The sequence below is a fragment of the Limnohabitans sp. 63ED37-2 genome (assembly GCF_001412535.1).
In the GTDB taxonomy this organism is placed as follows: Bacteria; Pseudomonadota; Gammaproteobacteria; order Burkholderiales; family Burkholderiaceae_C; genus Limnohabitans_A.
This window is the reverse complement of record NZ_CP011774.1, coordinates 2970202-2986917: the sequence shown is the minus strand read 5'-3', so window position 1 is coordinate 2986917 and position 16716 is coordinate 2970202. Positions and strand designations below refer to the sequence as shown.

The 16716-nt window shown below is 58.7% G+C and carries 20 protein-coding genes; 16 read left to right on the top strand and 4 right to left on the bottom strand.

The genetic code is table 11. The features are described 5' to 3' along the window. Positions 1–8: 8 nt before the first annotated feature. Both L63ED372_RS14210 and L63ED372_RS14205 read right to left on the bottom strand, forming a co-directional pair. Positions 9–470, bottom strand: coding sequence for a MaoC family dehydratase (locus tag L63ED372_RS14210; RefSeq protein ID WP_062406823.1), 462 nt, complete (start codon positions 468–470; stop codon positions 9–11). Beyond that, positions 470–1216, bottom strand: a complete 747-nt coding sequence (locus L63ED372_RS14205; RefSeq protein ID WP_062406821.1) for an SDR family oxidoreductase — start codon at positions 1214–1216, stop codon at positions 470–472. The genes L63ED372_RS14210 and L63ED372_RS14205 overlap by 1 nt, the downstream gene beginning before the upstream one ends. A gap of 78 nt (positions 1217–1294) precedes the next feature. Between L63ED372_RS14205 and L63ED372_RS14200 the strand changes: the two genes are divergently transcribed. Together L63ED372_RS14200 and L63ED372_RS14195 are read left to right on the top strand one after the other, a co-directional pair. Next, on the top strand, positions 1295–1897 hold the full coding sequence (locus L63ED372_RS14200; protein ID WP_062406819.1) for a 2-hydroxychromene-2-carboxylate isomerase: 603 nt from the start codon (positions 1295–1297) through the stop codon (positions 1895–1897). 27 nt (positions 1898–1924) lie between these two features. Beyond that, entirely contained in the window at positions 1925–2614 is a 690-nt protein-coding gene (locus L63ED372_RS14195; RefSeq protein WP_062408170.1) for a dienelactone hydrolase family protein, read from the top strand. Positions 2615–2623: 9 nt separating this feature from the next. Here the strand turns inward: L63ED372_RS14195 and L63ED372_RS14190 are convergent, their stop codons facing one another. Both L63ED372_RS14190 and hemB read right to left on the bottom strand, forming a co-directional pair. After that, positions 2624–3766: a magnesium transporter CorA family protein gene (locus L63ED372_RS14190; protein WP_062408168.1), complete on the bottom strand. Its 1143-nt coding sequence runs from the start codon at positions 3764–3766 to the stop codon at positions 2624–2626. A 32-nt stretch (positions 3767–3798) separates the two neighbouring features. Beyond that, entirely contained in the window at positions 3799–4803 is a 1005-nt protein-coding gene (gene hemB / locus L63ED372_RS14185) for a porphobilinogen synthase (RefSeq protein WP_062406817.1), read from the bottom strand. A gap of 322 nt (positions 4804–5125) precedes the next feature. Between hemB and L63ED372_RS14180 the strand changes: the two genes are divergently transcribed. The 14 genes from L63ED372_RS14180 (at position 5126) to rplB (ending at position 16714) form a co-directional block, all read left to right on the top strand. Further along, on the top strand, positions 5126–5554 hold the full coding sequence (locus L63ED372_RS14180) for a CopD family protein (RefSeq protein ID WP_062406815.1): 429 nt from the start codon (positions 5126–5128) through the stop codon (positions 5552–5554). A 19-nt stretch (positions 5555–5573) separates the two neighbouring features. Continuing rightward, positions 5574–6680, top strand: a complete 1107-nt coding sequence (locus L63ED372_RS14175) for a VanZ family protein (protein WP_062406813.1) — start codon at positions 5574–5576, stop codon at positions 6678–6680. A gap of 44 nt (positions 6681–6724) precedes the next feature. Then, on the top strand, positions 6725–7069 hold the full coding sequence (locus L63ED372_RS14170) for a (2Fe-2S) ferredoxin domain-containing protein (protein WP_062406811.1): 345 nt from the start codon (positions 6725–6727) through the stop codon (positions 7067–7069). Continuing rightward, positions 7069–7695 carry an alpha/beta hydrolase gene (locus L63ED372_RS14165; protein ID WP_062406809.1) on the top strand — a complete coding sequence of 209 codons (627 nt, stop codon included), beginning with the start codon at positions 7069–7071 and terminating at the stop codon, positions 7693–7695. The genes L63ED372_RS14170 and L63ED372_RS14165 overlap by 1 nt, the downstream gene beginning before the upstream one ends. Positions 7696–7797: 102 nt before the next feature. Beyond that, complete coding sequence (locus L63ED372_RS14160) at positions 7798–8955, top strand: D-alanyl-D-alanine carboxypeptidase family protein (RefSeq protein ID WP_062408167.1); 1158 nt, start codon at positions 7798–7800, stop codon at positions 8953–8955. A 149-nt stretch (positions 8956–9104) separates the two neighbouring features. Further along, positions 9105–9482, top strand: coding sequence for a 30S ribosomal protein S12 (rpsL, locus tag L63ED372_RS14155; protein ID WP_011466063.1), 378 nt, complete (start codon positions 9105–9107; stop codon positions 9480–9482). Between the two features lie 166 nt (positions 9483–9648). Next, positions 9649–10119, top strand: a complete 471-nt coding sequence (gene rpsG / locus L63ED372_RS14150; protein WP_062406807.1) for a 30S ribosomal protein S7 — start codon at positions 9649–9651, stop codon at positions 10117–10119. Between the two features lie 99 nt (positions 10120–10218). Continuing rightward, complete coding sequence (gene fusA / locus L63ED372_RS14145) at positions 10219–12321, top strand: elongation factor G (protein WP_062406805.1); 2103 nt, start codon at positions 10219–10221, stop codon at positions 12319–12321. 205 nt (positions 12322–12526) lie between these two features. Next, positions 12527–13717 carry an elongation factor Tu gene (gene tuf, locus L63ED372_RS14140; RefSeq protein WP_053172486.1) on the top strand — a complete coding sequence of 397 codons (1191 nt, stop codon included), beginning with the start codon at positions 12527–12529 and terminating at the stop codon, positions 13715–13717. 75 nt (positions 13718–13792) lie between these two features. Beyond that, positions 13793–14107, top strand: a complete 315-nt coding sequence (rpsJ, locus tag L63ED372_RS14135; protein WP_019426908.1) for a 30S ribosomal protein S10 — start codon at positions 13793–13795, stop codon at positions 14105–14107. Positions 14108–14290: 183 nt separating this feature from the next. Then, positions 14291–14956, top strand: coding sequence for a 50S ribosomal protein L3 (gene rplC / locus L63ED372_RS14130; protein WP_062406804.1), 666 nt, complete (start codon positions 14291–14293; stop codon positions 14954–14956). Next, positions 14956–15576 (top strand): 50S ribosomal protein L4, encoded by a 621-nt coding sequence (gene rplD / locus L63ED372_RS14125; RefSeq protein ID WP_019426906.1) that lies wholly within the window; start codon positions 14956–14958, stop codon positions 15574–15576. The genes rplC and rplD overlap by 1 nt, the downstream gene beginning before the upstream one ends. Next, positions 15573–15887, top strand: a complete 315-nt coding sequence (gene rplW, locus L63ED372_RS14120; protein ID WP_053172819.1) for a 50S ribosomal protein L23 — start codon at positions 15573–15575, stop codon at positions 15885–15887. The genes rplD and rplW overlap by 4 nt, the downstream gene beginning before the upstream one ends. Before the next feature lie 2 nt (positions 15888–15889). Further along, positions 15890–16714, top strand: coding sequence for a 50S ribosomal protein L2 (gene rplB, locus L63ED372_RS14115; protein ID WP_019426904.1), 825 nt, complete (start codon positions 15890–15892; stop codon positions 16712–16714). The last annotated feature ends 2 nt before the right edge of the window (positions 16715–16716 follow it).

Below are 16716 nucleotides of genomic sequence, written 5' to 3'. Positions count from 1 at the left end.
GCGATTGATCAGGCCGCTGGGTGGCGCCTTCTGAACATGCCCCAGCCTTCCATGTGCAGCACCTTGTCGCCGTGCTGGTTGAACATTTCCCACAGGTTGCGTGTCATGCCCACATCCGGTCGCTTACCCATGGGTTTGGTCTCGAGCATGGTGCTTTGCAGACGCAGGGTGTCGCCCGGGTAAACCGGTTTGAGCCATTTGATGTTTTCCAGGCCCGGTGAGCCGAGGCTGGAGGTTTCGCACAAAAAGTTGGTCACCATCAGCCGCATGGCCATCGAACAGGTGTGCCAGCCACTGGCCGACAGGGCGCCAAACACCGAGGCTTTGGCCGCCTCGTCGTTCAGGTGAAAGGGCTGCGGGTCGAACTGTGTGGCGAAGGCGATGATCTCTTCGCGGGTGGGGGTGATGGTGCCCAGGTCACGCACTTCGCCGGGCGCAAAGTCTTCCCAGTAGTACTTGAATTCAGCCATCAACGGCCTCCCGAAATATCGAGAAAACTCATGGTGGTGTAGCTGGCCTTGTCCGACAAAAGCCACACGATGCCCTCCGCCACTTCTTCGGCGGTGCCGCCGCGCTGGGCTGGCACCAGGTGTTGCAGGTCTTTCACGCGGTTGGGCAGGCCACCTGAGGCGTGGATCTCGGTCTCGATCAGACCCGGGCGTACGGCGTTCACGCGGATGCCTTCGGCAGCCACTTCTTTGGCCAAGCCGATGGTGAACGCGTCGATCGCCCCTTTGGCGGCGGCGTAGTCCACGTATTGGCCGGGCGCACCCAGGCGAGCGGCTGCGCTCGACACATTCACGATGCTGCCGCCTTCGCCGCCGTGCTTCGTGCTCATGCGGCGCACGGCTTCGCGGGCGCAGATCAGGCTGCCGATCACGTTGATGTCGAACATGCGCTTCCAGCGGGCCACGCTCATCTGGTCTACCCGGGCGGTCACATCGACCACCCCTGCGTTGTTGACCAGCCCGGTCAGGCGGCCGAATTTGGCGTCGATGTGGCTGAACATGCGCAGCACCTGCGCTTCATCGGCCACATCGGCTTGCACCGACATGGCTTGGCCACCCGCGGCGCGGATTTGGCGTACCACTTCGTCGGCGGCCAACGAGTTGGCGGTGTAGTTCACCGCCACCGACCAGCCATTTTGGGCGGCCAACAGGGCGGTAGCGGCCCCGATGCCCCGACTGCCACCGGTCACCAACAAGACCTTGTTCATCGCGTGTCTCCTGCAAAAATGTTCGCTTGCGGTTAAAAACCGTTGCTTCAAAGATTACACAACACACCAGGAGACAGCATGGGTCGCACAGTGGACTATTACTTCGCCCCGCAAAGCCCGTGGGCTTATCTGGGCCACCAGCGCTTGGCCGACCTCGTGCAGCGCACTGGCGCTGCGGTGCGTGTGATGCCCATCGACTTGGGTGGCAAGGTGTTCCCCATTTCGGGAGGTTTGCCCCTCGGGCAGCGGGCGCCGCAGCGGCAGGCTTACCGCTTGGTGGAGTTGCAGCGTTTCAGCCAGCACCTGAAAGTGCCCTTGACCCTCAAGCCGCGCTACTTTCCAGTGGGTGGCGACGATGCGGCGCGTTTGATCATTGCCGCCGATTTGGCCCAAGGTGCTCAGGCGGCCATGAAGATCGCGGGTGCGATTTTGGCGGCTTGCTGGGCACAAGAGCGCAACATGGCGGACGACAAGGTGCTGGCCGAGTTGCTCGGGGAGCAGGATTTGCCGGCTTCGCTGATGAAGGCCTCGCACAGCCAAGCGGTGCAAGAGCGCTATGAGTCCTACACCCAGGCGGCCATCGATGCGGGGGTGTTTGGAGCGCCCAGCTATGTGGTTGATGGCGAGATTTTTTGGGGCCAGGACCGACTCGACTTTGTCGAGCGTGCGCTGGTCGGTTGAACACATTTGAACCTGAAAGGCCAAACCATGGGAACGATGATTGAACTCCAAAGCGCTGACGGCACAGCCGTGCCAGCCTACGAAGCCCGCCCTGCAGGCACCCCAAAAGGTGCCGTGGTGGTGATTCAGGAGATTTTTGGCGTCAACAGCCACATTCGCGCCGTGGCCGATGGCTACGCCGCCGACGGTTATCTGGCGGTGGCCCCGGCCGCATTCCACCGGGTCAAGCCAGGGGTCGAGCTGGGTTACACCGATGCCGACATGGGTGAGGGTTTTGGCTACAAAACAGCCGTAGAGGCCTTGCCTGCAACCGGTGTGCTGCAAGACATTCAGGCGGCCATCGACCATGCCGCCAAGGTGTCGGGCGGCAAGGTGGGCATGGTGGGTTATTGCTGGGGCGGCTTGCTGACCTGGCGTGCGGCCTGCACGCTGTCCGGCTTGAGTGCAGCAGCGCCTTATTACGGTGGCGGTGTCACCACTGAAGCCGAAATCGCCCGCCAACCTCGGGTGCCGGTCATGGCGCACTTTGCCGACGAGGACAAGTGGATTCCCCTGGACACGGTCGAGGCTTTCAAAAAGGCCCACCCCTCCGTGCAGGTGTTCACCTATGCCGCGCACCACGGCTTCAACTGCGACCAGCGCGGTTCATGGCATGCACCCTCGGCCCAGCTGGCGCGGGAACGCACACTGGCGTTTTTCAAGCAGCACTTGGGCTGATCTGGCCGATCAATCGCCCGTTCGCGCCAAGTAGCGCTTGCGCCAGAACACCAGGCCCAGCGTGGCGGCAACAGCGGCCATGCCGCCCAGCGTCCACCAAAAGGCACTGGCCTGATGCAGCCAGGGCATGAATTCGAAGTTCATGCCGAATACCGCCGCGATCAGGTTCAGCGGCAAAAAGATCGCGGTCAGCGCCGTCAGGGTGCGCATGATGTCGTTGGTGCGGTTGCCTTGGGCATTGAAGTGCATTTGCACCGCGGTTTCGGTGTTGTGCTCCAAGCGTCGCACATGGTGAACGACCCGGTCGATGTGTTCCAGCACATCGCGGCAGCGCACTTTCAAAAGTTCGTGTTCGCGCAAGGCGGTCGGGTCTTCGCTGACCACCCAGTCGTCCAGGGTTTCGTTCCAGCCCAACATGGCCGTGTGTTGGTCGTCACACAGGTCCTCGAGCTGGTGCAGGGCCAGCCGGGCTTGCAGCAAGGCGTCCCAACGGCGAAACCGCGCTTGAGGATGCAGCAGTTCGGCTTGCCAGTGGTCAAGTTGGCGGCTCAGTTCGCGGCGTAAGTCCAGGTAGGCGTCCACCATCTGACTCACGATGCGCAGCATCATGTCGGCTGGGCTCAAGGGAATGCCCCGTGCCCCGGCCGAGCGGGGGTCGTGCGCCAAAGTCTTGTCGCCCGTCGCGTTCAACAGGCGGCTGGCGTAGGCTTCGCGCACGGCGCAGTCGTCGGGGTGCACACTCAGCAGCACCCGCTCAAACACCGCAAAACCCACCGGGCTGGTGTCGATGCGCCGCAAGATGGGTGGACCGGGCCGTTTGCCCGAGGCGTGTGCGGCTTTGGTTTCGTTGTGACGGGGTGTGGTGCCCGTTTGCTGCGCCAGTCGGCGAAACACCAGCAGGTCGTAGTGTGAGGTGAAATCGTAGCGCGAGGGCAGTTGGCCGTTGAGCAAGTCCGAGACATGCAGGTCCACCAGGCTTTGGCCAGTCAGCAGCTGCAAACTGGCCTGAATGGCAGGCAAATGCTGTTCAAAATGCGAGCGAGAAAAGGCCAGCCAGACAAAGCCTTGCTCGGGCATGGCCTCGGGCAAGGCGGTATCCGAGGGCGAAGGCCAGGCTTGCACCTGGCTGCTCTGGATGCTGAACACCCGTATACCGGGAACGTCTGCAGGGCTGTGGGTGTCTTTCAATGTGCGGCGATCCAGCGTGCGGCGTCACGTGCAAAGTAAGTCAGCACGCCATCCGCGCCAGCACGTTTGAAGGCCAGCAGGCTTTCCATCATGACCAAGTCGTGGTCGAGCCAGCCGTTTTGTGCAGCGGCTTTAAGCATGGCGTATTCCCCCGACACTTGGTAAGCGAAGGTGGGCACCTTGAACTCGTCTTTGACGCGGCGCACGATGTCCAGATACGGCATGCCGGGCTTGACCATCACCATGTCGGCGCCTTCGGCCAGGTCCATGGCCACTTCGCGCAGGGCTTCGTCGGTGTTGCCGGGGTCCATCTGGTAGACCTTTTTGTTGCTCTTACCCAAATTGCCGGCCGAGCCGACTGCGTCGCGGAAGGGGCCGTAAAACGCGCTGGCGTACTTGGCGCTGTAGGCCATGATGCGGGTGTGGACCAAGCCTCGGGCTTCGAGCGCCTGGCGGATCGCGCCGATGCGCCCGTCCATCATGTCGCTGGGGGCGACCATGTCCACGCCCGCTTCGGCTTGGGTCAGCGCTTGCTGCACCAGCACGGCCGTGGTTTCGTCGTTCAAGATGTAGCCGGTCTCGTCCAGCAGGCCGTCCTGGCCGTGGCTGGTGAAGGGGTCGAGCGCCACGTCGGTCATCACGCCCAGTTCGGGAAAGCGCTTTTTCAGCTCACGCACCACACGCGGCACCAGGCCATTGGGATTCATGGCCTCGCTGCCTGTGGGGTCCTTCAAGCTGGCGTCGATCACCGGAAACAGGGCCATCACCGGGATGCCGAGCTTGACGCAGTCTTCGGCCACCGGCAGCAACAGGTCCAGACTCAGACGTTCCACGCCGGGCATGGAGCCCACGGCTTGGCGCTGGTTTTGCCCGTCAAGCACAAAGACCGGGTAGATCAGGTCGTGTGCCGTGACCCGGTGCTCACGCACCAGATTGCGGGTGAATTCATCACGACGCAAGCGGCGTGGGCGGTTGGCGGGGAAGGGGGCGACAGGGTTCATGTCGAAAATTGTGCCTGAAGTCCCCGTGGATGCCAAAAATCGCAAGGTGCACGCAGTCGCTCAGGTGGCAGTTTGGCTCACAAGAAAGGCTCGCCGACCGTAAACGATAAAAACAACATAAAAAACAAAAGTGACCTTGTTATTGGTTTTGTTATTTGATAAATTCCCTCTCGGGCAGCTTGCTGCCTCCCGCTTTTCCTCCCTGAGCGGGCGCCTTGATGTGTGAAAGCAAAAAGGCTTCCTGCCCTCGGCCTCTGGTCGGGGGTTTTTTTTGCTCTGCGAACAGGCCCTTGCCTCGGCCTTCACTGGCTACACTCGAAGCATGCTCTGGATCAAAGCCCTTCACATTGTTTTCATCGCCAGCTGGTTTGCTGGCCTGTTTTATTTGCCTCGCATTTACGTCAACTTGGCCATGGTGCCGGCCGACTCGACCGCTGAACGTGAGCGCTTGTTGCTGATGGCCCGCAAGCTGTACCGCTTCATGACCATCCTGGCCGTTCCGGCCTTGGCGCTGGGACTGTGGCTTTGGCTTTATTACGGTATCGGCATGGGCCCTGGCCAAGGCTGGATGCATGCGAAATTGCTGATCGTGCTGGCTTTGTTGGGTTACCACCACAGTTGTGGTGTCCTTTTGCGCAAGTTTGAAAACGGGCAGATGCAGCGCAGCCATGTCTGGTTCCGCTGGTTCAACGAAGCGCCGGTGTTGATGATGGTGGCTGCCGTCGTGTTGGTGGTGGTCAAGCCTTTTTAAGGCCTGGCAATCAAGGCTTATGCGCAAGTCAACCTGGCGCAAAACCACCGCTTGGCCATTGTTCTGGCTGTATGCGGCCCTGATCGCCTATGCCAGCCTATACCCGTTTGACAGCTGGCGCTTTCAGGGGGTGTTGTCTTGGTCATTCTTGACGGCCCCTTGGCCGCGTTACTGGACCGGGTTTGACGTTTTGTCCAACGTGCTGGGTTATGCCCCCTTGGGTTTTTTGTTGGCCTTGGCTGTGCACCGCAGCCGCCGAGACTGGCCTGCCATCACCTTGGCCACGGTGGTGGCCGCGGCCTTGTCTTTTGCGATGGAGTCGTTGCAAATGTTCTTGCCGGTGCGCGTGCCCTCCAACCTTGACTGGGTTCTGAACGTGGGGGGCGGTTGGGCCGGTGCCGTGGTGGCCAACGGCCTGGCTTGGGCGGGGTTGATTGAGCGCTGGGGCCGTTTCAGGGACCGTTGGTTTGAATCCGAGGCCACGGGTGTGCTGGCCTTGTTGGCCCTGTGGCCCTTGGCTTTGTTGTTTCCGGCCCCTGTGCCTTTTGGTCTGGGCCATGTGTTTGAGCGTGTGGAGACCACTTGGATCGAGTGGTTGCAAGACACCCCTTGGCTCGATTGGTGGCCTGTTCGCACGGCTGAACTTCAACCCTTGTTGCCCTTGACGGAGACATTGTGTGTGGCCATCGGTTTGCTCTTGCCCTGTTTACTGGTCTTTGGTGTGGTCCACCGAAGACCTCAGCGTTGGGTTCTGGCTGGGGTGTGCTTGGCGCTGGGCTTGTTGGCCAGCGCTTTGTCGGCCACTTTGACTTATGGCCCAGTGCATGCATGGGGGTGGATCAGCCCCGAGGTGCTGATGGGATTGATCTGGGCTGCGCTGGGGGCGGCAATGCTGTCTTTGTGCCCACCCCGGCTGTGCTGGGTACTGGCTTTGGCGGCTTTGGTGTTGCAGCTGAGCTTGCTCAACAGCGCATCGGCCGATGTGTATTTTTCCTTGACACTGCAGACTTGGGAGCAGGGGCGCTTCATCCGTTTTCATGGCTTAATTCAGTGGCTGGGCTGGCTGTGGCCCTATGCCTTGCTGGTGTATTTGGTGCGCCGACTGTCTTGGCCTGGCCTTTCATGAGTGGGTTGAACCCTGGTTTTCAGGCGGAGGCCTAAAATTGCCGGATGAGTACCGAAACCCCCAGCCCTTATTTCAAGCGCCACATCTTTTTTTGCCTGAACGAGCGCAAAAACAACGAAGCGTGTTGCGCACAACACAACGCCCAAGCCGCCTTTGACCATTGCAAGTCCCGAGTGAAAAATCTTGGACTGAACGGCCCGGGCGAAGTTCGGGTCAACAAGGCTGGTTGCCTGGACCGCTGCGCCGGTGGGCCTGTGGCCGTGGTGTACCCGGAAGGCGTTTGGTACACCTTTGTGGACACGAATGACATCGACGAAATCGTCGATTCGCATCTGAAAAATGGCCAAGTGGTCCAGCGATTGCTGACACCCGAGCATCTGGGGCGTTGATGAACCCCACGACCCGCACGCTCAACTTGCAAGGCCAAGCTGGGGAGATTGAGGCCTTGCTGGACGAGCCCATCGATGGCGCAGCGCAAGGCACGGCCGTGATTGCCCACCCTCACCCTTTGTTTGGCGGCACCATGCAAAACAAAGTGGTGCAAACCTTGGCGCGTGCTTTTGTGCAAAGCGGCTGGCGAGCCGTGCGCTTCAATTTCAGGGGTGTGGGTGCGAGCGAAGGCACTTACGACGAAGGCCGCGGCGAAGCCATCGACATGCAGCAGGTCATCACCCAGGTGGCACCCACAGGGCCGCTGGCGCTGGCTGGGTTTTCGTTTGGCGCTTTTGTCACCAGCCAAGTGGTACAGGCCTTGGGTCATGAACGGCCACCGCACCAACTGGTGTTGGTGGGCACGGCCGCATCGCGTTTTGAGGTGGCTCCGGTGGCTCCCGAGTTGCACGAGCGCTGCTTGGTGTTGCATGGTGAGCAGGACGATACGGTGCCGCTGGCCAGCGTGATGGACTGGGCACGCCCTCAATCCTTGCCCATCACCGTGATTCCGGGGTGTGAGCACTTCTTTCACGGACAATTGCCTCTGCTCAAATCCTTGGTGGTGCGCCACTTGAGGACTTGACCCCTCAAGCTGGAGCCCAGGGCCTTATTTGTTCAATACGCCCAGTGCCCCACCCGAAACGGGGCGTTATGGACAAACCATCCACGCATGACAGACAAGCGCATGAACACATTTTTGAAATTTTTGCTGGGAGCTTGCCTTTCCGCCACCTTTTGGGGTGCCCAGGCCCAGATGCCACAAGCGCCGGAGATCGCAGCCAAAGCTTATTTGCTGATGGATGTGACGGCCAACCAAGTGCTCGCGGCCAAAGACCCCGATATGGCGGTAGAGCCGGCCTCGCTCACCAAGCTGATGACGGCCTATTTGGTCTTTGACGCCCTGAAAAACCGCAAAATCGACATCAAGCAGACCTTGCCGGTGTCCGAGCGCGCCTGGAAGATGCCAGGATCGCGCATGTTCATCGATCCCAAGATGAAGGTGCCCGTGGAGGACTTGATCAAGGGCATGATTGTCCAATCGGGCAACGACGCGACCGTGGCCTTGGCCGAAGGGGTGGCGGGCAGTGTCGAGCGCTTTGTGCAGCTGATGAACGACCAGGCGGTCTTTTTGGGCATGCACAACACACAGTACAAAAATCCGGAAGGCTTGACGGCTCCAGGTCACTCCACCACCGCCCGTGACTTGGCCCTGCTGGCCACACGCCTGATGCGCGACTTCCCAGATTACGTGCCTTATTACGCCATCAAAAAATACCGCTACGAAGGGACTCCGGCGGCCAATGACACCAACCGCAACCTGTTGTTGTTTCGCGACGCCAGTGTGGACGGGCTCAAAACCGGCCACACCCAGGCTGCGGGTTACTGCCTGGTGGCCTCGGCCAAGCGAGAGCTGCCCAATGTGGGGACGCGCCGCTTGCTGAGTGTGGTGTTGGGGGCCGACAGTGAAAATGCCCGGGCCAACGAGAGCCAGAAGTTGCTGAACTGGGGTTATTCGGCGTTTGATGCAGTGAAACTTTTTGATGCCAACCAGGCCGTGGTCACGCCACCTGTGTGGAAAGGCAAACAGCCGGTGCTCAAACTCGGTTCGGTGCGACCTTTGGTGGTGGCGGTTCCCGCAGGCAGCGCGGCGCAACTCAAAACCCAGGTGGTGCGCCCAGACCCCTTGGTGGCGCCGTTCACCAAAGGCCAGGCAGTCGGGAGCCTGAAGGTGATGCAGGGCGACAAAGCCTTGTTTGAGGTGCCTTTGCTGGTGCTGGAGCCGGTGGAGCAATCCGGCGTGCTGGGCCGTGCCTGGGATGCTGTGCGGCTGTGGATCAAGTGAGACGAAAGCCCGCCACATCCCCTTTCATGCCGCGAAATTGTGGATAACTTGCCACATGGCCCGCCAGACGGTTATACTGGCGAGCTTTTCCGCTTTTGGGGCGGAGAAGTTTCTTTTGTCTTTTTAAACGTTTAGGGACGTTACAAACAATGCCAACCATCAATCAATTGGTGCGTCAGGGGCGCGAGGTCGAAACGATCAAGTCCAAAAGCCCTGCGATGCAAAACTCTCCACAGCGTCGTGGTGTCTGCACCCGTGTGTACACCACAACGCCTAAAAAGCCTAACTCCGCTCTGCGTAAAGTTGCCAAAGTGCGCTTGACCAACGGTTTTGAGGTCATCTCCTACATCGGCGGTGAAGGCCACAACCTGCAGGAGCACTCTGTTGTTCTGGTGCGCGGTGGTCGTGTCAAAGACTTGCCAGGTGTGCGTTACCACATCGTCCGCGGTTCTTTGGACCTGCAAGGCGTGAAAGACCGCAAGCAGTCTCGCTCCAAGTACGGCGCGAAGAAGCCAAAGGCCAAGTAAACCCTCGCGGGTTGAAATTTTTCGGTGCTGTTTCCCGCGTGGCGCGGTGATCCAGCGAAGTGACCCGAAGCTTGGAATTGTCCAGGTGGGTCGAGTAAGTGAGTGGTTTTGAATAACCCTCGCGGTGTCTGAAAAGACGCCAACTGAAGCAAATATGAGGTGAAATATGCCACGTCGTCGCGAAGTCCCTAAACGTGAAATCCTGCCGGATCCCAAGTTCGGCAATGTCGAGTTGTCCAAGTTCATGAACGTGATCATGGAAGGCGGCAAAAAAGCTGTGGCCGAGCGCATCATTTATGGTGCCTTGGAAACCATGGAAAAGAAAACAGGCAAAGATCCCGTCGAACTGTTCTCCATCGCCATCAACAACGTCAAACCCATGGTGGAAGTCAAATCCCGCCGCGTGGGTGGTGCGAACTACCAGGTGCCTGTTGAAGTGCGCCCTGTTCGTCGCTTGGCCCTGTCAATGCGCTGGATCAAAGAAGCCGCACGCAAGCGCGGTGAGAAGTCGATGGCCCTGCGTTTGGCCAACGAATTGCTCGAGGCCAACGAAGGCCGTGGCGGTGCCATGAAAAAGCGTGACGAAGTTCACCGCATGGCCGAAGCCAACAAGGCGTTCTCGCACTTCCGCTTCTGATTCACACGGGTTTCACACAGAAGCCCGACACTGTCAGAAGCCAGCCCGCTGGCCCCATTTGGGGTGGCGGGCTTTGGTACTTAATCATTGGAGAAATAAATGGCTCGCACTACCCCCATCGAGCGCTATCGCAACATTGGTATTTCGGCGCACATCGACGCTGGCAAAACCACAACGACAGAGCGTATTCTTTTTTATACCGGCGTGAACCACAAGATTGGTGAAGTGCACGACGGCGCTGCCACCATGGACTGGATGGAGCAAGAGCAAGAGCGTGGCATCACGATCACCTCGGCTGCCACCACCTGCTTCTGGAAGGGTATGGACAGCTCTTTCGACGAGCACCGCATCAACATCATTGACACCCCCGGCCACGTGGACTTCACCATCGAGGTGGAGCGTTCCATGCGCGTGTTGGACGGCGCATGCATGGTCTATTGCGCTGTGGGCGGTGTGCAACCTCAGTCTGAAACCGTGTGGCGTCAGGCGAACAAGTACAAAGTGCCCCGTTTGGCCTTTGTGAACAAGATGGACCGTACCGGTGCCAACTTCTTCAAAGTCGTTGAGCAAATGAAGTTGCGCCTGAAGGCCAACCCCGTGCCCGTTGTGATTCCAATTGGTGCCGAAGAAAACTTCACCGGTGTGGTCGACCTGCGCAAGATGAAGGCCATCATCTGGGACGAAGCTTCCCAGGGCATGAAGTTCACCTTCGAAGAGATCCCTGCCGAATTGCTCGAAACCGCCAAAGAGTGGCGCGAGAAGATGGTGGAAGCGGCTGCCGAAGCCTCTGAAGACCTGATGAATAAGTACCTTGAAGAAGGCGACTTGTCCGAAGAAGAAATCACACACGGTCTGCGTGTGCGCACCATCGCTGGCGAAATCCAGCCCATGTTGTGCGGTACGGCCTTCAAGAACAAGGGCGTGCAGCGCATGCTGGACGCAGTCATCGAACTGATGCCTTCGCCTCTCGACGTGAAAGCCATCAAGGGCTTTGACGAAGAAGAAAAGGAAATCACCCGCAAGGCCGACGATGATGAAAAATTCGCCGCCTTGGCATTCAAGCTGATGACCGACCCCTTTGTCGGCCAGTTGACCTTTGTGCGCGTCTACTCTGGCGTCCTGAAAAAGGGCGACACCGTGTACAACGCGGTGCGCGGCAAGAAAGAACGCATCGGCCGAATCGTGCAGATGCACGCCAACAACCGTGAAGAAGTCGACGAAATCCGTGCGGGCGACATCGCCGCTTGCGTGGGCTTGAAAGACGTGACCACCGGCGAAACCCTGTGCGATCCAAACTCCGTGATCACGCTCGAGCGCATGGTGTTCCCTGACTCCGTGATCCGTCAGGCTGTCGAGCCCAAGTCCAAAGCCGACCAGGAAAAGATGGGCATGGCCCTGTCGCGCCTGGCTGCAGAAGATCCATCTTTCCGCGTGCAGACCGACGAAGAGTCCGGCCAGACCATCATCGGTGGCCAGGGCGAATTGCACCTGGAAATCATTGTCGACCGCATGAAGCGTGAATTCGGTGTGGAAGCCAACGTGGGCAAGCCTCAAGTGGCTTACCGCGAAACCATCCGCAAGACCGTGGACGAAGCCGAAGGCAAGTTCGTGCGTCAGTCCGGTGGTAAGGGTCAATACGGCCACGTGGTTCTGAAGGTTGAGCCTCAGGAACCTGGCAAGGGCTTCGAATTCGTGGACGCCATCAAGGGCGGTGTGGTTCCTCGCGAATACATCCCTGCGGTGGAAAAAGGCGTGATCGAAGCTTTGGGCCAAGGCGTGTTGGCCGGCTACCCCGTTGTGGACGTCAAGGTCACCCTGCACTTCGGTTCGTACCACGATGTGGACTCGAACGAAATGGCCTTCAAGATGGCCGCCATCTTTGGTTTCAAAGAAGGTTGCCGCAAAGCCCAGCCCGTGATTCTGGAGCCCATGATGGCTGTGGAAGTCGAGACCCCAGAAGACTACGCCGGTAACGTGATGGGCGACCTGTCCTCACGCCGTGGCATGGTTCAGGGTATGGACGACATGGTCGGTGGCGGTAAAGCCATCAAGGCCGAAGTGCCCTTGTCCGAAATGTTTGGTTACTCGACCACATTGCGCTCCATGTCGCAAGGCCGTGCCACCTACACTATGGAATTCAAGCACTACTCGGAAGCTCCGCGTAACGTCGCTGAAGCCATTGTGGCTGCACGCGCAAAATAAAAGACTGTGTGCCGGACCCAATTCGCCTGCGAATTTGCTCGGGCACCACTGACTAAAAGCAAGCGAAAAGCAAGCCATAGTCAGATCTGAAAGTTCAGAAACTGTCTGCGATCAAGTGCCACTCTGTGCCCGTGCGGAGTGATCAAGCAACCTGGTGCAAACATTAAACCAACACACGGGCATTGCTCTTTTTAAGGATTGAAAAATGGCTAAGGAAAAATTCGAACGGACCAAACCCCACGTGAACGTGGGCACCATCGGTCACGTTGACCACGGCAAAACCACCCTGACTGCTGCCATCACCACCGTGTTGGCTGCCAAGTTCGGCGGTGCTGCCAAAGCGTACGACCAGATCGACGCGGCGCCCGAAGAGAAGGCCCGTGGTATCACGATCAACACCGCGCACGTTGAGTACGAAACAGAAAATCGTCACTACGCACACGTGGACTGCCCTGGCCACGCTGACTATGTGAAGAACATGATCACCGGTGCTGCCCAGATGGACGGTGCGATTTTGGTTTGCTCCGCTGCTGACGGCCCTATGCCTCAGACCCGTGAACACATCCTGTTGGCCCGCCAGGTGGGCGTGCCTTACATCATCGTGTTCCTGAACAAGTGCGACATGGTTGACGACGCTGAGTTGTTGGAACTGGTCGAGATGGAAGTGCGCGAGTTGTTGTCCAAGTACGACTTCCCAGGCGACGATACACCGATCGTGCAAGGTTCCGCCAAGCTGGCACTGGAAGGCGACAAGGGTCCTCTGGGCGAGCAAGCCATCATGAAGCTGGCCGAAGCTTTGGACACTTACATCCCTACGCCTGACCGCGCAGTGGACGGCGCATTCCTGATGCCCGTGGAAGACGTGTTCTCCATCTCTGGCCGTGGCACCGTGGTGACCGGCCGTATCGAGCGCGGTATCGTCAAAGTCGGCGAAGAAATCGAAATCGTGGGTATCAAAGACACGGTCAAGACCACTTGCACAGGCGTTGAGATGTTCCGCAAGCTGCTGGACCAAGGTCAAGCTGGCGACAACGTCGGTATCTTGCTGCGCGGCACCAAGCGCGAAGACGTCGAGCGCGGCCAAGTGCTGTGCAAGCCCGGCTCGATCAAGCCGCACACCCACTTCACGGGCGAGATCTATGTCTTGTCCAAAGACGAAGGTGGCCGTCACACGCCTTTCTTCAACAACTACCGTCCCCAGTTCTACTTCCGTACGACTGACGTGACCGGCGCGATCGAGTTGCCAGAAGGCAAAGAGATGGTGATGCCTGGTGACAACGTGTCGATCACTGTGAAGTTGATCAACCCCATTGCGATGGAAGAAGGCTTGCGCTTCGCCATCCGCGAAGGCGGCCGCACGGTTGGCGCTGGCGTGGTTGCCAAGATCATCGCTTAATTCTTTTGTGGCGCGACAGTGCAATGGCCTGGCCATTGCACTGCAGCAAGCAGAAAATCACCACAAGGAATTGACATGTCATCCAAGCAAAAAATCCGCATCCGCCTGAAGGCGTTTGACTACAAACTGATCGACCAGTCCGCTGCCGAGATCGTTGACACCGCCAAGCGCACCGGCGCGATTGTCAAGGGCCCCGTGCCTTTGCCAACACGCATGAAGCGTTTTGACATCCTGCGCTCGCCGCACGTCAACAAGACCAGCCGTGACCAGTTGGAAATCCGTACGCACCAGCGTTTGATGGACATCGTGGACCCCACAGACAAAACTGTGGACGCCCTGATGAAACTCGATCTGCCCGCTGGCGTGGACGTCGAGATCAAGCTGCAGTAATGCGGTTTGGGGTGGTTGCAAAGCCATCCAAAAAACTTGAAACAAGGCCCGATTTGCCAGAAATGGCGAGACGGGCTATAATTTCAGGCTCACCTCTTTTGGGGTGAGATTTATTAACAGTCTTTCACACACCAAACGGGGCTGCCAATTGAAGTGGCCTCGGTGAAAGTTTTGGAGAAAACAATGAGTCTGAGCAACTCCCTCGGGTTGCTGGGTCGCAAGGTGGGCATGATGCGTCTGTTCACTGATGATGGGGATTCCGTTCCTGTCACAGTGCTGGATGTGTCCAACAACCGCGTATCCCAGGTCAAAACCCAAGAGAACGATGGCTATGTCGCTTTGCAAGTGACATTCGGTGCCCGCAAGGCATCGCGCGTGACCAAGCCTATCGCTGGTCACCTGGCCAAAGCCGGTGTTGAAGCCGGTGAAATCATTCAAGAATTCCGCGTGACCGCCGACACGGCTGCCCAGTACGCCGCTGGCGCCACTGTGCCCGTGGCTGCTGTGTTTGCTGTGGGCCAGAAAGTGGACGTGCAAGGCACTTCCATCGGTAAAGGCTTCACCGGCACGATCAAGCGTCACAACTTCAAATCGCAGCGCGCATCGCACGGTAACAGCCGTTCGCACAACGTGCCTGGTTCGATTTCGATGGCGCAAGATCCTGGCCGTGTGTTCCCTGGCAAGAAAATGTCGGGCCACCTCGGTGACGTGACTTGCACTACGCAGAACCTCGCCGTGATCCGCGTTGACGAAGCCCGTGGTCTGTTGATGATCAAGGGTGCCATTCCCGGTTCCAAAGGTGGTTTCGTGACCGTGCGTCCCGCCGTTAAAGTTAAAGGAGCGAACTGATGCAGCTCGAACTCCTGAACGACCAAGGTCAAGCCGCTTCCAAAGTGGATGCGCCCGAGACTGTGTTCGGTCGTGAATACAACGAAGCCCTGATTCACCAGATCGTGGTGGCTTATCAGGCCAATGCCCGTCAAGGCACCCGCGCCCAAAAGGACCGTGAACAAGTTCACCACTCCACCAAGAAGCCTTTCAAACAAAAAGGCACAGGTCGCGCACGTGCTGGTATGACTTCCTCGCCTCTGTGGCGTGGCGGTGGTCGTATTTTCCCGAACATGCCCGACGAAAACTTCACCCAGAAGATCAACAAGAAGATGTACCGCGCTGGTATGGCTTCGATCTTCTCGCAGCTGGCCCGCGAAGGCCGTTTGGCTGTGGTGGATTCCTTCAAGGTTGAGACCCCAAAAACCAAGCAGCTCGCTGCCAAGTTCAAGGCCATGAGTCTCGACAACGTGCTGGTGATCGCTGACGAAGTCGACGAAAACCTGTACTTGGCATCGCGCAACCTGATCAACATCCTGATTGTTGAGCCGCGTTACGCCGATCCCGTGTCTTTGGTGAACTTCAAGAAAGTCCTCGTGACCAAAGGTGCCATGGACAAACTCAAGGAGATGTTTGCATGAGCGCCGTGAAGTTTGACGAAGGTCGTCTGATGTCCGTGCTGGTTGCGCCCATCGTGTCCGAAAAGGCCACCATGGTTGCAGAAAAATCCAACGCCGTGACATTCAAAGTGCTGCAGGACGCTACCAAGCCTGAAATCAAAGCCGCAGTGGAATTGATGTTCAAGGTCGAGGTCAAAGGCGTGTCTGTGGTGAATACCAAGGGCAAGACCAAGCGTTTTGGCAAGACCATTGGCCGCCGCGACAACGTTCGCAAGGCTTATGTCACGCTGCAACCAGGTCAAGAGCTGAACCTGTCCGGGGAGGCCGCGTAATCATGGCTGTCATCAAGATCAAACCGACATCCCCAGGCCGTCGTGGCGTGGTGAAGGTCACCCGTGACCACCTGCACAAAGGTGAAGGCTACGCTCCGTTGCTGGAACCCCAGCACCAGAAGTCTGGCCGTAACAACAACGGTCACATCACAACTCGCCACAAAGGCGGTGGTCACAAGCACCACTACCGCGTGGTCGATTTCAAGCGCAACAAAGACGCGATCCCGGCGAAAGTCGAGCGCATCGAGTACGACCCCAACCGTACTGCGCACATTGCTTTGCTGTGCTACGCCGATGGCGAGCGCCGTTACATCATTGCCCCCCGTGGCATTGAAGCCGGTGCCACCCTGATGTCGGGCGCTGAAGCCCCCATCCGCGCTGGTAACACGCTGCCTATCCGCAACATCCCCGTGGGTTCGACCATCCACTGCATCGAGCTCAAGCCCGGTGCTGGTGCTCAGATCGCTCGCTCGGCAGGTGCTTCGGCCACATTGCTGGCTCGCGAAGGCATCTACGCTCAGGTGCGTATGCGCTCCGGTGAAGTTCGCAAGATCCACATCGAGTGCCGTGCAACCATTGGTGAAGTCGCCAACGAAGAGCACAGCCTGCGCCAATTGGGCAAGGCCGGTGTCAAGCGTTGGATGGGTATCCGTCCAACCGTTCGTGGCGTGGCCATGAACCCTGTGGATCACCCGCACGGTGGTGGCGAAGGCCGTACCGGCGAAGGCCGTCATGCAGTAGACCCGTGGGGCAACCTCACCAAGGGCTACCGTACCCGTAACAACAAGCGCACACAGGTCATGATCGTGTCGCGTCGCAAGAAGTAAGG